The sequence below is a fragment of the Zoogloea sp. genome (assembly GCF_028689785.1).
Classification (GTDB): Bacteria; Pseudomonadota; Gammaproteobacteria; order Burkholderiales; family Rhodocyclaceae; genus Zoogloea.
The window spans coordinates 1-14,900 of sequence record NZ_JAQVCN010000086.1 but is presented as its reverse complement, the minus strand read 5'-3'; the positions used below and the strand labels follow the sequence as shown (position 1 = coordinate 14,900).

Genomic DNA, 14,900 nt, shown 5'->3' with positions numbered 1-14,900 from the left:
CTTCATGGGAAGCCCAAAAAGGCAGGAAACTACACAAAATGCGGCCCGGTGAACAGGGGGGGTTGTAATTGCATGAATGTGAACGGGATTTTTGAGGCGGTTATGCTGGGTCGATGCGATTGCCCTGCATCAGGATCGTGGCTTGTTCGATCTGCTCGGCAAGGGTGTGGCCGTCGTAGGGGTTGCCGGGAAAGGCCCGGGCGCCGACGATCAGGTTGCCTCTTTCGGTGGTGGCAATGCCCACCTTGACGCCGAATTCATAGGGCTGGCGCGCTTTGCCCTTACCGATGCATTCGACTTCCGGTGCGTGCAGGGCGTAGAGCTTGTTCTTGTCCTTGGGCCGCTGGGTGTGAATGCGGCGGGCCCGCTTGAGCCACAGGGTGGCGATCTCCTTCATGCCGTCGGCAAGCTCCGGCAGGCGACGTTCCAGGTCGCGCATGACCCGGCCCAGGATCGTCCGCTGGCGCTTGAGCACGCGGCGCAGGCGCCGGTACTGCTTGGCGTGGGCGTAGCCACCAGCCCGCCGCTTGAGGCTGCGGCCTTCCTTCTCGAAGGTCTGACGCAGCACCACGCCAGAGCGTTTGGCGATCAGCACCAGTTTGCGCCGGGCCACGTCGAGCAGCCGGCTGTCGGTGGGAAAGGCGATGGCCTTCTCCTGCACCGTGGAATCGACGATGACCCGCTCCAGGTCCTGCGGGGCGATGGCCTTCAGCGACACCGCGGTTTCGATGGTCTTGGCCAGAAGTTCTTCCACCCCCGCATCCCCCAGCGCGTGACGGAAACGCGTCAGGCCACTCGGGTCGCAGGGCAAGCGGGTCTCGAAATACTCACCGCCGCAAAAGAACTGCCAATACGGATTCTCCGCCCATCGTTGAACGACGCTCTCGTCGCTCTCGCCGAACGCGTGTTTCAGATACAGCAGCCCGACCATCAACCGAATCGGCAGGCGCGGGCGACCTGCTGCGCTGGGGCCTGCGCCCGCCACCTTCAAGGTCGGGCCAAACAGATCCAGGCCTTCGATCGGACGCCCTTGGCGGTCCCGGCGGGAAAAGCATGGCGCCAGCGCCGATTCGATCTCGACCCACGGCATGCGGGATGCCAATACCGCGAGTGGGTGGCGCAGATCGATCATCGCGTCCAGCCGGGCGCGGAAAAAGTCCGGGGTGGTCATTGAAAACCTGCGCTCCAAATCTTCCAGAAAGTGAATGCAATTGCACTGGAAACTGGAGGATTCGGCAAGGCCTCAGCGGTGCTCAGCCCGCCCGGGGAAAGGGGCGGGCCGGTTGTTCAGGGGCGACTACCTACACAAACTGTTTGAATGGAAATTGGTTGAGAGCCGTAGAGGTGGCGCTCATGCCGCTTCCCGCACCGGGCGAGACAGCGGCAGTAGAAACTGCGTTATCCTGCCAAGTGCGCGCTCGTCAGGGAGACGAAGCGATAACTATCACTCGAACAAGGGCCCACGTGGGGGCTCCGCAAAATGAAAACGCGCGGAGTCTGGCTCAGGATGGTATGAAAGTAAAGTGACAAACCGGTTACGAATGGCTCCAGGGCATTGACTTGCGCAGCTCTTCAAGGGCCGGTACGGCACATCTGGGATTTCTCTAAGACCGACTTTTGACGAAGCGCCGCGTAGCCGCTGTTTTTGCCAAACGGTTTGTCACCCAATCGGTCGCACCGTAAAACCTTGTGTGGCTCACGAGCTCTCGTTCGATGAGGTAGGTCAGCGCAGGATTCAGTCGTCGAGGGGGCCATCCGAGCACTTCTGAGATTTCTTCAGGTGTGTCAGGGAAACCGTCGTCACCCACGAGCCCCGCCGCGATACGAACGGCATCCTCCTCTGGGGTCCAAGGCATCCAGAATCTATCGAACCTCGCAAACAGTGCCTCTTGAGGGTAGAGCCGGCCAAAATGCTCGGAGACCAGGCCATTCAGTTCATGAAGGGCGTCTTCCAGGTCGTCTGACGACAAGGAAAGCGTGCCAGCAACTTCGCTCATCTCCAGCACGGGGTCGTGAGAGAGCGCATGCGTTGCGCCCTCGACAAACAATCTGGCCAGTGCCGTTGCCGCAGGTGAAGCCCCTGAAGACACGCCTTCGAGCTGGGCAACAATGCTTGGTTGTGGGCCGAGTGGAGGCTTGCGGGTTATGCCGTGAATATCGTTGACCAGCTGGTGCCAATCAGACTGCTCCGGACTCACCTCCGGAGAATAGGCGCTTTGCAGGAGAGGAGGCAGTTCGGAAACAGCGAGACCACACCGAAGCGCGATAAAACGAGTGCCCATATTGAGCTTTTGAATCAAGCCCGCATCCATCTCGGCGTTCACCCACGGTTTGTCCAACGATCTGGGCGTCAGCAAAACCACAAAGTGCGTACACGCCCCCAATCCCTCGTCGATCCGCTGACGGATACTGTCCCCAGCCCCGATGCACCATGGAGACCACCACGTTTCGATCCCATGTTGGGTCAGCGCCTCAGCAACACTCTTGGCAAGCTCGGCATCTTCAGAGGCGTGACTTAGAAAGACGTTGGGTGCCCGTGCCCCACCAAGCCCGACCACACTTGGGTCACGCTCCACATTCTGAGTGACTTCCGAGGTCTCTGGGCCATTCAGGCGTTGTTGAACCAGCTCCAAGAGCGCGGGGGAGCCTTCCACTCGCACCTTCAGATCGGAGAGGTCCGTTCCTGTCACCAGGATTGTCGGAAACTCCCCGGTTTCAGGATGGCGAATCGAACCTAGCCGCTCCCGAAAGTGCGCAACGACCTGTTCGACAATCGCCTCTTCTATCGAGTCCTTTGTCAGCGGCTTCCCGTTCAATGTCACTTTGAGCACATTCCCTCCCTTCGCGGTTCACGCGCTGATTAGCTCCGGCTCTTAACAAAGCGTCGGGTTTCATCAGTCTTCATGATGAAGGAAAAGCGCCAAGCCCTCCCGCTCGTAGACTTCCGGAACAGGATCAGTGCGCGGTCGGCAAGATAAGCTATCGCCGGGTTCAAGCGCCTGGCCGGCCAACCGAGGTGCTCAGCTAACTTGTCTTGCTCCTTGGGGAAATCTGGATCGTTGATGAGCCCCACTGCAACCTGAAGCGCATCTGTCTCGGCATCCCAAGGCATCCAGAATCGGTCAAACGCAACGAACAGGGCATCCTCTGGGGTGATGTGTTTGTCCCGATAGTTATTCACCAGCGGGCCGAGTTCAAACACAGCGTCCTTCGTATCTTCCTCGGATAACTGCAACTCCGTCGCCAAACGCGCGAGGTCATAACTGGGATCATGATGCTTCCCATTCTTGGAGCTTTGCACGAAGAGCCTGGCGACAGCAGTTGCCGAGGCCGAGAATCCTGTCGGCGCGGCTTCGGCGGCCCGAAGGACCTTGGGAGCCGGCCCCAGAGGGGGTTTGCGACTCACGCCATGGATATCACCGATCAACTGACAAAGATCGACATTCGTCGGATCAAGCTCGGGCGAGAGCATCCCGCTAAGCAGGGGGGGCAAATCCGAGGCAGAAAGACCGCACCGAAGCGGAATGAAACGAGTGGACTCGCCGAGCTTGCGGATCAACCCCGCATCGATTTCTGCATTCACCCACGATTTCCCGATTGACGTTGGTGTTAGCAGCACAACAAAGTGTGTGCAATCGTCGAGCCCCTCGTCAATGCGCTGCCGAATACTATCGCCTGCACGGATACACCATCCGGCCCACCATGTATCAATACCATTCTGTTGGAGAGTGTTGGCGATCTTGTCCGCCAGGGCCGTATCTTCAAAGGCGTAGCTGAGGAATACCTTGGGTGGAAGGATCATAGGTCGGTCTGGGATTCAGAAGGAACGCGAAAAAGTGACTTCTCACTATCGTGCCACAGATCACTTTGGAATATCAGTCACACCCGGTTCCTCGATCTACCCCCTCTCGGTGCCACGTTTCACTTCGTCTTCTTCGTACCCGGCCGCCATGCGTACATGCCAAGCAAGACGACGAAGGAAAACACCAGCATGATCGCCGCCAACCGATGGGCGTCGGCGTACTCCAGTGCCTCCACGTGATCGTAGATTTGCACTGAGGCAACACGCGTCACCCCTGGCAGGTTCCCCCCGATCATCAGCACGACACCGAACTCTCCGACGGTATGGGCGAAAGTCAGGATGCTGGCCGAAATGAAGCCCGGTAGTGCAAGCGGCAACGCCACGGTGAAGAAGGTGTCGAGCGGTGAGGCACGCAGGGTGGCAGCCACTTCCAGCGGACGATCCCCAATCCCTTCAAAGGCGTTCTGCAAGGGCTGGATCATGAAGGGCATGGAGTAAAATACCGACGCCAGCGCCAGCCCCCAGAAGGTGAAGGGTAAGGCGCCGATCCCGAGCACCCGGGTCAGGTGCCCGATTGGGCCATGCGGCCCCATCGCCAACAGCATGTAGAAGCCCAGGACAGAGGGCGGCAGTACCAGTGGCAATGCCACCACCGCACCAATCGGCCCCTTCAGCCAGGAGCGTGTCCGCGCCAGCCACCAGGCGATCGGCGTCCCGATCAAGAGTAGAACCAACGTCACCAGGCTGGAGAGCTTGACCGTCAGCCAGATGGCCTGCAGATCGCTGTCGCTGAGCAGCATGAAGGCCTCGCTTTCAGTGTGCATGCTTGAAGGTCTTGACGGCGGAAATCAGCAGGATGACGCCCAGCCCGCTGATCAGGATCTCCGGCGGCACTAGCCCCAGCAACAAGCCTCCCATACCAGCCCCGAGGATCGATCCGACCACCATCCAGCGAAACAGCGGGCGCTCCGCTTTCAGCACGGCGAAGGCGTCAGAGCCGCTGTAACGGGCAAAGCCGACGATCATGGTCGGAAGGCTGACCACCAGAGACAGACTCCCGGCCAGCTTGATGTCGATCCCATAGATCAAGACGATGGTGGGTATCAGCAACTCGCCGCCGGCCACGCCCAGCAGGGCCGCTGCGGTGCCGATGCCGAAACCGGCAAGCAACCCGACAACGATACGCGTCGGACCGCCCTCAAACAGTGGCGCCCCGCTGTCGTGCAGTCCCAGCCACGACTCGGAGAGCATCACCACGGCAAGGCCTACCAGTAGCACCATGATCACCTGGTTAAGACGCGTGCGCGGCATCGTCAGCGCATGCCCTGCTGCCCACCAGGCGCCAATGAGACTGCCGGCGAGGAGATTGAGTGCTACATCCCCGTGCTGGATGAGTTGCTCGAAGGGGATGGCCCTCAAGCGAAAGAGCAGCGCCGAGGCAACGACAACCAGGCTCATGGCCTTGTTGAGGATGACCGCCTCCAGGGTGGAGAGTCGAAACAGCCCGACCAGTACCGGGAGGCGAAACTCCGCTCCCCCCAGACCGATCAGACCTCCTAGGGTCCCAATCAGGGAACCCGCCACAAAACCTTGGCCTGCACGTTTTCTGGTGTTCATCGTTGTCTCCAACTCACTTCGAGACAACGTCGCCGGGCAGAACAAAACCATACTTGGCCATCACCGCCCGCGCCGTCTTGCTCCCCATGTAATCAGCAAAGCGCTTGGCAAGGGCATTCCCGGCCGCTCGCTTGGTGATGACGAAGCCCTGTTCCAGCGGTGCATGGAGGCTGTCAGGAATCAAGGCGTAGCCGCCTTTGCCGGCCAACTCCGGATTGATCGCCAGGGACAAGGCGAGGATGCCGACCTGGGCATTGCCGGTCTGGACGAATTGGGCCGTGTGGGCGATGCTCTCGCCATACACGAGTTTCGGCTCAACCTTCTCCCACAGCCCCGCGGCACGCAGGGCTTCTTCGGCGCGCTTGCCGTAGGGGGCATGCTTGGGATTGGCAATGGCGACGCGGGTGATCTTCGGATCGCTGAGGCCTGCCAAAGTCATCTTGCTAGCATCGAGGCTATTGCTCCACAACACGATGCGGCCCACAGCATAGGGCTTGACGTCGGAGGCAGCGAAGCCGCTCTTGGCCAATTCACGGGGGAAGCCGATATCCGCCGAGAAGAACAGATCGTAGGGCGCCCCCTGCTGGATCTGCGTATGGAACTTGCCCGACGAACCATAAGTGATATCGACCTCATCAGCCGGATTGGCTTTCTTGAAGGTCGTCACGATGTCGTCCATGGCGAACTTCAGATCCGCGGCGGCGGCGATCGTGATTTTTTCAGCGTGCGCCGTGCCGACCGTCGTGATGAGCGCACAGACTGCGAGCAAGTGCTTGAGGAATGACATGGGAGCCTCCTTGGTTGAATGATCAAAATTCCTAGCCGCGTCAGAGGCGATCACCACCTTGTGCCCTGTCGGCTTTGCGATGGTCGAAGTGATCTTCTCAATCGGGATGCTGAACGTGGCTGTAGCGGCTGCATGTGCATCGACCGCTTGAGCAGCCGGCTCGACCCACAAGCCGGTTGAACACACGGTTCGCATCGCATCACTCCACAGGCATCCATCACATGAGCTTGTCGGTATTCTGACAGCGTTAGGTCAAAAACGACATAACGAGGTGTGTGATGCAAGGCATGTGCCATGCAAAGCAACAGCCCGGAAAAATCAGTCCGCGAGCGCGACTAGAGCCTGTAGTTCGGCCTCGGATGCCGCATTGATGCGCTGCTCCAATGCGACATAGCGGCTAACAAGCTCCTGTCCGAGCGGCGTCAGGCGGGCCCCGCCGCCGCCTTTACCGCCTGTCGCAGTGTCGACAACCGGACGACCGAAGCCCTGGTTGAGGGAGTCGATGAGCAGCCACGCCTTCTTGTAGGGCACTCCCAGTGCTCGCGCGGCGGCGGAGATGGAACGGGTCTTGTCCACCATCTCCAGCAGATCGATCTTGCCAGGGCCAAGAGCGATGTTCTTGCCGATGTAGATGCGCGGGCGGATGCGGATGGATGGAGCGGGTTCGTTGGCCAAGGTCATGAGCAGGGAGCTTACCTTGGGGAACGACATGGCTCCAGAGCCCCGAAAGATGGAGCCTGGAAAGCCCCCTCAGACCGACTGCCGGCACCCCGATCAGGTCTCACATGGCGTACAAGGGGCCTGGCCCCGATTGACCTCACCCCCAAAGCAAGCCAAAGTTCAGACTGATGCGGGGATACGCCGCAGCCGGGACGTACCTTTGAGATATGAAACGCCTGACGCCAGCACCTCGACCTGTGAAACCTGACTTCGATCCGCTCGTTGATTACCCGACGGACATCGAACGCATCGTTACGGCCGCGGCCAATTTGGGCTTCAAGGTCACCCTGCGCGATGCTGCGGAGCTGTGGCGGCGGCACGCCGGCGAGGTGTGTGCAAGTTGGTTTGAAGTTGAGGGCTCTGACCAAGACATCGTGGCTACGCTACTCAAGCATGCCGAAGTCCAGGCTGATGAGGACGATCTGCCGGCGCCGCCGACCGGGTATCCGAGCTGGTTGGATTTCGCAGTCGATACAATGGAAATCAGAGCGGAAGAGCAGGAGCGGCTGTGGGCCAACACCCCAGTATCAAGACAATCTATGCGTGATGCCGTGCGTGCCGAGCTTGCTGCCCTCAGACTAAAAGCCGGCGAAAGCGCAGCACTAACGGCTCCTGCGCTGAGTCATGACACGAAGCACGGGTTCGGGTAGGCGTGAAGAACCCATGCCTGCCGGACGTAGGGGGCACTGACTCCCGATCAAGCATGCAGTGGAACCTGGACACATTCCCAGCCAATCAGTCGCAAGTCCCGAATTACGCGAGCACCCCAGCCAGCGACTGTATAAGGAGGCTGGAGACAAGTGCCTGACCCGTCATCGTCCCCATAAAATCAGCCGGTTTCGCTCCTCCCAAGGCGTGCACAGGCTGCTCAAGCCACTCGCCAACCCATCGGGCTGCATCGAAGTCCTTTGAGCCGCCGGCGTTGTCCACCATGACCGCAATTTGGCCGATCAGGCACTCCAACCTGATCACGCGCTCGGATTGCTCGGTCGAGAACATCGAACCTTTACGGGCATTCCGTCTGGCTGAGAATCCAGGCATGCTTGAGCATGCCTAGTAGGCGCTCTCGCGGGAGATGCGTGGCCTCTGTAAGCTCTGGGATTCTGGACGCCGGCACTCCGGTACGGATGAGGCGCACGCGCTCGGCCGGCGAAGCTCGATAGAGATTCTTTGCGAATGCAGTACCTTCTACACCTCGCTTACGGCTCAGAAAAGCAGGCTACAGCACTGCTCGACTTTATCCGGTGCCCAACAGAGGAATGAGCAAGCAAGAGGAGGTCAGTGCGAAACCCCAAACGAACGATCTGATCACCACCTTCCCTGTCGTGCCATATCCCTCAAACCTCAGGCACAGCACCGATGCGAAGTTACTCCATGGAGCCAATTTCTGAACTCTCAACTACCACTGGAGATTACCGATAAGTTGACCTGTCATTCTCAAAGAGCCTTACCAGCGAAACCTCTGCTATTGGCATTTCCAGCGGCCTTCAGGCTCAGCCCGGACCAACTCGGGGCGTTGTGTCATTTGAGCTACACTAAAAGCCCTGGTGAGCAGGTGTGATCATGGAATTCAGAACGAAGACACCACGTTCCAAGTGGGTTCAGACGGCTCAAGCCAAGGGGCGCGTGACCTCTGGCGTCAAGGTGGTCAGCACCATGAAGAAGTCCCAAGGAAGGGTGATCACGGAGCTTGCAGGCTCCTTCCATGTTCGCGCCGGCGTGCTCGCTTATGCCAAGAATCTCTACCAAGCCTCCGCAGCCGAGTATGCCGGGGTGGTTCGGGGCAAGGTTTCAGCCACCCACGTGGACCTGATCGTTGATGTGACGGCCATACCCAAGGAGCGTCTTGTTCGATTCCTTGACCTGCGGCCAGCCACCATTGCGCGAAAAATACGTGAAGGCGAGATGCTGTCGACCGATCAGTCAGAACGCGTACTGGGACTGGAGCGCTTGATCGGTCAAGTCGCTGTCATGGTAGGCGACTCGGGTGATTCAACAGGCTTTGATGCGGCCCGGTGGGTTGGTGATTGGCTTGAACAGCCCATTCCTGCGTTGGGAGGGGCAAAACCAGCGGACTACATGGACACGATAGAAGGACAAGAACGGGTCTCCCGGCTGCTGGTGCAGTCCCAGGCCGGGGTTTTTGCCTGATGCGCGCATGGAGGAGCTACATTGTGGCCCACAAGTAACCGTCCTGCCACGGCACCGATCCCCATCGGGCAGCTGTCTTGAAGTCAATACCGTACAGCCACCAAATCACGGGAGGAGCCGCTTGACCTGGGTTCTCGGAAGCCCGGCACCGTTCGCCTTCGCCTCCGGAGGAAAAGTCCGAAGTCATGTATGCTGTTGGCACGTTCCTTGACCTTCTAATGATGAGGAGATTCGTAATGCCGAACACGAAGACGACGGGTGCCAAAGCCGCGACAGCGGCGTCCAAGACCCTGCAAAGCAAGTCAACGGGCACCAACTCCAAGACGGCGGCGGGAAGCGCTCTATCACAGAAAGACGCACCTAAGAAACAGACTTCGCCGCAAGCCGCAACCTCCGCATCGAAAGTCTTGACGGATGGTCGAACCAGCGCCCAGTCGAAGTCCGCAGCAGGGAGTGCGTTGTCTCAATCCAAGGGTAAGAAATGAGGCTCCGCCGAAGCAGTGAAACGCGCCAGGCTCCCTAACAAGACAATGGCCGAGTTGTAACTGCCCATTCCCGGAATACCCTTGGGTGGCCGGGAGACAGATATTGAGCCGTTCTACCAAAGGTGAAGGCCGGGGGTGCCCACCGATCGGCGTGTCGCGAGTGCTGCGGATGTACGACTTCATGGCGACGCGACATAGGCTTCGACTCCTCAGTAAACGTCAGGAGGCCCGTGCCCGGCGAGCCCCTCAAGAATCGGACAATCAGGGCGATCGTCACCGCAACAACTCTCCGACAAGCGCACCAGTGCGTCGCGCATCGCGGAGAGCGCCTGAATTCGCTCATCCAGATCGCTCAAGTGACTTTCCGCGAGCTGCTTCACTTCTGCACTGGAACGCTTTTCGTCATACCAGAGCGAAAGGAGTTGGTGAATCTGATCGAGAGAGAACCCAAGATCACGGGCACTGCGAATGAACTTCAGTGTGTGCAGATCCCGTTCCTGATACTGGCGGTAGCCCGCTTCGGTCCGGGGGCTGTGGCCAATCAAGCCGATTTGCTCATAGTGGCGGATCATCTTGGCCGAGACACCGCTGGCCTTGGCAACCGCTCCGATGTTCATGTCGCCTTCCTCTTATCCAAGTTTGACGGGGCGCCAGCGCCGAAGCAGCAACGCGTTCGACACCACACTGACGCTTGAGAATGCCATGGCAGCCCCCGCGATGACTGGGTTCAGGAGTCCCGCGGCCGCCAGGGGAATGCCCACGACGTTGTAGACACAAGCCCAGAACAGGTTCTGCCGCATTTTCGCGTAGGTCCGGCGGGAGATGTCGATTGTCGAAGCGACCAGAGCCAGATCGCCGCGCATCAAGGTCACCCCGGCCGCATGCATGGCCACGTCCGTTCCGGTTCCCATGGCGATGCCGATGTCGGCAGCAGCCAAGGCCGGGGCATCGTTGATGCCATCACCCACCATGGCAACAACATGGCCTTCCTGTTTCATGGTTTCGATCGCGGCGGCCTTGTCCCCTGGCAGCACTTCGGCCAGGCACTGATCGATTTCAAGCTCGGTTGCCACTCCATGCGCAGCGCCCCGACTATCGCCCGTAATCAGCGCGGTTCTGATGCCCATCTGCTTGAGGCGGTCGATACTGGCCAGCGCCTCTGGCTTCAGCCGGTCGCCAAAGGCGATCAAGCCCAGCACCGCTTGGGCACCTTCCGATGCTAACCAGGAGACGGTCCGCCCTTCGGCTTGGAGGCGCATTGCGGTGTCAGCGAGAGGGGTCATCGTGAAGCCGTGTTCCTGCATCAATCGGGCATTGCCCAGCACGTAGCGTGTGCCATCAATTTCGCCGGCAAGCCCGCGTCCGGGTAAAGCCTGAACGAACCGGGCACTGATCGGGCTCAGTCCGGCGTCCTGGGCAGCATGGCTCACGGCCCGCGCCAAGGGATGCTCGCTACCCAACTGAAGACTGGCAGCAAGGCTGAGGAGCTGCTGAGTATCGCCGCCAACGGTTTCAAAGGCCACGACCTGGGGCTTGCCTTCCGTCAGGGTGCCGGTCTTGTCGAAGACGACCGCCGTCACCTTGTGCGCCACTTCCAGCGCCTCCGCATCCTTCACGAGAATGCCGTGTCGAGCGGCAACCCCCGTACCCGCCATGATCGCCGTGGGCGTGGCAAGCCCCAATGCGCACGGACAGGCAATCACGAGCACCGCGACGGCGTTGATGATCGCTGTCTCGACATCACCGCCGTAAGCCCACCACCCACCAAAGGTCAGCAGGGCAATGAGCATGACCACTGGGACAAATACCGCACTCACCCGGTCCACCAGGCGCTGAATGGGCGCTTTGGCAGACTGGGCACTCTCGACCAACCGGATGATCCGGGCCAAAGTGGTTTCCGTACCGATGGCCGTTGTCCGCACCAGCAGCAAGCCGTCGGCATTGATCGCACCACCGCTGACGCGATCTCCCGGCTGCCTGGGGACCGGCAGGCTTTCACCGGTCAACATGGATTCGTCCAAGTGGCTTTCTCCTTCCATGATCTGACCATCCACTGGGACCCGCTCACCGGGCTTCACGACAACCACGTCGCCCACGCGGACCGCATCGATGGTGATCTCCTGATCTCCGTCATTTGTACGAATGCGGGCAACGGCGGGTCGCAGAGCCTGGAGCGCTCGGATCGCTTCGGAGGTTTGCCGCTTGGCCCTGGCTTCAAGCCACTTGCCCAGCAATACCAGAGTGATCACCACGGCTGAAGCTTCAAAGTACAGATGAGGTATTTCACCGCGGGTCGGCGTTGCCAGCAGGTAGGCGCTGAGTCCGTAGGCTGCAGTTGTTCCAAGGGCCACCAGGAGATCCATGTTCCCACTACCGGCGCGCAGTGCCTTCCAGCCTGCACGGTAGAAACGCAGCCCCAGCCAAAATTGAACAGGGGTCGCCAACAACAACTGGACCCAACCGGGCAGCATCCAGTGCACACCGAAAAGATCAGCCAGCATCGGAATGACGAGCGGAAGGGACAGGGTCGCCGCAACCGCGACAGGCCACCATTCGGCACCGTGACGAACGGATGGGGTTTCGCCCCGAGAATCTTCCGTCACCCATGCCACGTCGTAGCCTGCCTTCTGGACGACCTCGATCAAGACAGCGACAGGTACGCCGCGGGTCAACGTGACATGCGCCTGTTCGGTGGCGAGGTTGACGGTGGCGCTCACAACTCCGGGAGTGCTGCTCAGGGCCTTCTCCACTCGCGCGGCGCAGCTGCTGCAGGTCATCCCTGTGATCGCCAGTACCCGGTTTTCCTCAGGGACATGGAAGCCCGCCTTCTCGATCGCCTGGCGTACGGTCGCCATGTCAACGACCGAATCGGACTCCAGCAGCGCCGATTCGGTGGAGAAACTGACCGTGGCCCTGGAAACGCCGGGCAGGCGCCCCAGCACCTTTTCTATGCGGGCAGCGCAACTGCTGCAGGTCATGCCCTCAATGCCGATCGAGAGCGCCTGGCGCGGCAGTGCGGTAGTGGAAGAACTCATGATGCAACTCCTGTTGAGGTGACAGGAGCAGCCTAGACCTTGCCATCATGGGAAGGTCAACGGTGCCGGAGCACATTTTTTACTTTGCAATTGGGACAACGGTAGGTCGGATCTCCCTCCCGAAATCTGGATGACGCTCCTGTTCCTGACATACAGGTGACGCAATTGTCACCGCCTCGTTCGGGTCGCGTAAGGGTCGCTAGCGCATCCTTCAACTGCAGGCTCATTCACGACTGAACCGAAGGAGAAAATCATGAAACTCATTTCCACCGTATTTGCCGCGCTGCTGCTCGCTGCCGGTGCTGCCCATGCAGATCTCGGAGACAAGGACAATCACGTTGAAGGCGTTGGCGGACACACCCTCAACGAACTGCAAAAGCAAGGCAAACCCACCGCTGCCGATGTGAAAAAGGAGCGTGATCTGCAGAAGAACTGGGACCGGGAGAAGGGCAACCACTTGGAGGGGGTTGGTGGCCACGCCATCCACGAAGTCAAGAAAATGCCGCCGGCGACAAAGGAAAGCCAGGCCAGAAAGCGCGAAGCCGAAAAAACCCTGGATCGGGATAAGAACAACCACGAAGAAGGAGTGGGAGGACACGCCATCCATGAAGTGACCAAGGGCAAGTAGCTCCGACGAAAGTCACTTGTGGATCCGTCTCTAACGTAATTCGCGCCTCTGCCTCAAGTCCTGGCATTCAGTTGCGACTGTCAGCTGGTGCGTTTTATTCGGCAGCAAAGCGGCTCGACAACATAACGAGCCGCTGACAAAACTGTCATCGGGCGGTTTGGCTCCCGTAAGGAGCCACCGTCCATCATACAAGTGCAGGACCACCTGCACACAACCTGAAGGAGAGAGAAATGCTGAAGAAAATGCTGGTCGTGGCCGCACTGAGCATCCTGGGTACAACGGGCGCATTCGCTTCTGATGAGGCGCGTGCCGCGGCAAGAGAGGTCATCGAGCTGAAGGATGGCTCGACGGTCTATATCTTCAAGGACGGAAAAATGGCCATGGAAGACAAGTATGGCCGTGCGACTCGCATGAAGAAAGAAACCGTCATGGAAACCAGGGATGGTCGGAAGATCATCATGCATGGAGACGAAGTCATGCGGCTTGACTCGCTATTGCGGCATGGTGACGGTAGCTGATCGGCACATTTTGTGCCTGATTGATCGGGAGCCCTCAACATTCCCTGAGCGGCTTGGGGGCTTCCGGACTCGTTGCTGATTACCCATCTCGATGCGGATTCAGAATGCTCTAGCGATTCCCTCCACAGGCTTGATACCAGCCCCGAAACGGGCGATGGCTTCCCGGTGCTGTCGTAGCTCCCCATACGGCAGATAGCGGATGTTGAGTTCCCTTACCTGTGAGAAGGCCGGCCTCAGCACCTGCTGCCGGACATCAGCCTCTCGTTCATCGGGGGCGACGAGGAACAGATGATGACGCTGGGCCGCGCCACCGGACAAGGCCAGATCCAGCAGCCGAACGATGCCGGAATAGATTGAGGTCGTATGTTCGACCTCGAATGCCGCCGTCACTGCGCCGGAATCCCGTTCCAGCCAGATCACGTCGATGAGCCGGACCGCGTCAGCCCCTTCGCTCTGCAAAGCCGGGGGTAAGACTGTGAGAGACCCGTCGGCAAGGCGCCCTCCGTTATAGGACCGGTTCTGGTCGTTGCTGGCAATCCACACCGAGAACCCCAAGGCCAGCCCCAGGTCTCGCAGCCACCCTTGCACTTCGGTGTGTCCCTCGTCGGAAACCCGATTCTTGTCGAGTTGCTTGGCAAAGGCGGCGGTTTCCTCCCGGACTGCAGCCAGATCCTTGGCCCAGGCATCAGTTGCCTTGGCATCCCCCTCGGCAGGCGGCAAGGGATAGCGCTCCATGCCCAGATCGAACATAAGCCCGGCCACGGCACCCAGATCATTGGACAGAAGATCCCGGTGGCGCTGGTTGAACTCGATGAGCCCCTGCCGCATCGCGAGGTAATGATCCCAGCGCCCGAGCTTGACCGCAGCGCCGGTCAACGCGTTGTAGCCTTTGACGATGGCCGTATTGAACGGGACGACGATCGTGGGATGAATGAAGTAAAGCAGGTTGGCTGCGGCTGGCCCCAGGCCTTTGATGCCCTTGGCTTCGAGCGTGCGGATCGCCTGGAGCACGTCGGCCTCCTTGGTGCAGCAATCGCACGCATGCAGCAACCGTCCAAAGGCACGTTGATTGTCCCTGTCTTCGTAGATATCCGGAATCCTCAGTTTAGGCTTCCACAGGAACGCATGGTCGGCCCCCTTGAAGATCTGACGCTGCT

At 59.7% G+C, this 14,900-nt stretch carries 14 protein-coding genes and 1 pseudogene; 4 read left to right on the top strand and 11 right to left on the bottom strand.

Going from position 1 to position 14,900, the window contains the following annotated elements; genetic code table 11:
- Positions 1–124: 124 nt before the first annotated feature.
- From PHI64_RS21945 to PHI64_RS21915, 7 genes and pseudogenes are all read right to left on the bottom strand, one after another.
- Positions 125–1,171 (bottom strand): annotated as a pseudogene (locus PHI64_RS21945) (IS5 family transposase); the annotation flags it as partial.
- Positions 1,172–1,604: 433 nt separating this feature from the next.
- The gene (locus PHI64_RS21940) at positions 1,605–2,831 is read right to left on the bottom strand and encodes a toll/interleukin-1 receptor domain-containing protein (protein WP_299887979.1); all 1,227 of its coding nucleotides are present in this window, start codon (positions 2,829–2,831) and stop codon (positions 1,605–1,607) included.
- Positions 2,832–2,860: 29 nt separating this feature from the next.
- On the bottom strand, positions 2,861–3,802 hold the full coding sequence (locus tag PHI64_RS21935) for a toll/interleukin-1 receptor domain-containing protein (protein ID WP_299887976.1): 942 nt from the start codon (positions 3,800–3,802) through the stop codon (positions 2,861–2,863).
- 119 nt (positions 3,803–3,921) lie between these two features.
- Positions 3,922–4,602 (bottom strand): molybdate ABC transporter permease subunit, encoded by a 681-nt coding sequence (gene modB, locus PHI64_RS21930; protein WP_299887972.1) that lies wholly within the window; start codon positions 4,600–4,602, stop codon positions 3,922–3,924.
- 13 nt (positions 4,603–4,615) lie between these two features.
- Positions 4,616–5,419: a sulfite exporter TauE/SafE family protein gene (locus tag PHI64_RS21925; RefSeq protein ID WP_299887969.1), complete on the bottom strand. Its 804-nt coding sequence runs from the start codon at positions 5,417–5,419 to the stop codon at positions 4,616–4,618.
- 13 nt (positions 5,420–5,432) lie between these two features.
- Positions 5,433–6,401 (bottom strand): molybdate ABC transporter substrate-binding protein, encoded by a 969-nt coding sequence (modA, locus tag PHI64_RS21920; protein WP_299887966.1) that lies wholly within the window; start codon positions 6,399–6,401, stop codon positions 5,433–5,435.
- Positions 6,402–6,524: 123 nt separating this feature from the next.
- Positions 6,525–6,917, bottom strand: a complete 393-nt coding sequence (locus PHI64_RS21915) for a LysR family transcriptional regulator (protein WP_299887963.1) — start codon at positions 6,915–6,917, stop codon at positions 6,525–6,527.
- Between the two features lie 176 nt (positions 6,918–7,093).
- On the opposite strand from PHI64_RS21915, the gene PHI64_RS21910 reads away from it, so the two are divergent.
- Positions 7,094–7,576, top strand: a complete 483-nt coding sequence (locus tag PHI64_RS21910) for a hypothetical protein (protein WP_299887960.1) — start codon at positions 7,094–7,096, stop codon at positions 7,574–7,576.
- Positions 7,577–7,679: 103 nt separating this feature from the next.
- Here PHI64_RS21910 and PHI64_RS21905 read toward each other — a convergent pair whose 3' ends face one another.
- Positions 7,680–7,925, bottom strand: a complete 246-nt coding sequence (locus tag PHI64_RS21905; RefSeq protein ID WP_299887957.1) for an MbcA/ParS/Xre antitoxin family protein — start codon at positions 7,923–7,925, stop codon at positions 7,680–7,682.
- Positions 7,926–8,489: 564 nt separating this feature from the next.
- Between PHI64_RS21905 and PHI64_RS21900 the strand changes: the two genes are divergently transcribed.
- Entirely contained in the window at positions 8,490–9,077 is a 588-nt protein-coding gene (locus tag PHI64_RS21900; protein ID WP_299887954.1) for an antitoxin Xre/MbcA/ParS toxin-binding domain-containing protein, read from the top strand.
- A 694-nt stretch (positions 9,078–9,771) separates the two neighbouring features.
- Here PHI64_RS21900 and cueR read toward each other — a convergent pair.
- Together cueR and PHI64_RS21890 are read right to left on the bottom strand one after the other, a co-directional pair.
- A complete protein-coding gene (gene cueR / locus PHI64_RS21895; RefSeq protein WP_299887951.1) occupies positions 9,772–10,179 on the bottom strand; it encodes a Cu(I)-responsive transcriptional regulator in 408 nt (135 codons plus the stop codon).
- 12 nt (positions 10,180–10,191) lie between these two features.
- On the bottom strand, positions 10,192–12,597 hold the full coding sequence (locus PHI64_RS21890) for a heavy metal translocating P-type ATPase (protein ID WP_299887948.1): 2,406 nt from the start codon (positions 12,595–12,597) through the stop codon (positions 10,192–10,194).
- A 253-nt stretch (positions 12,598–12,850) separates the two neighbouring features.
- Between PHI64_RS21890 and PHI64_RS21885 the strand changes: the two genes are divergently transcribed.
- Positions 12,851–13,225 (top strand): hypothetical protein, encoded by a 375-nt coding sequence (locus PHI64_RS21885; protein WP_299887945.1) that lies wholly within the window; start codon positions 12,851–12,853, stop codon positions 13,223–13,225.
- A gap of 230 nt (positions 13,226–13,455) precedes the next feature.
- Complete coding sequence (copK, locus tag PHI64_RS21880; protein ID WP_299887942.1) at positions 13,456–13,743, top strand: periplasmic Cu(I)/Cu(II)-binding protein CopK; 288 nt, start codon at positions 13,456–13,458, stop codon at positions 13,741–13,743.
- A 99-nt stretch (positions 13,744–13,842) separates the two neighbouring features.
- Here the strand turns inward: copK and PHI64_RS21875 are convergent.
- On the bottom strand, positions 13,843–14,900 hold a 1,058-nt coding region (locus tag PHI64_RS21875; protein WP_299887939.1), incomplete at its 5' end, for a type II restriction endonuclease.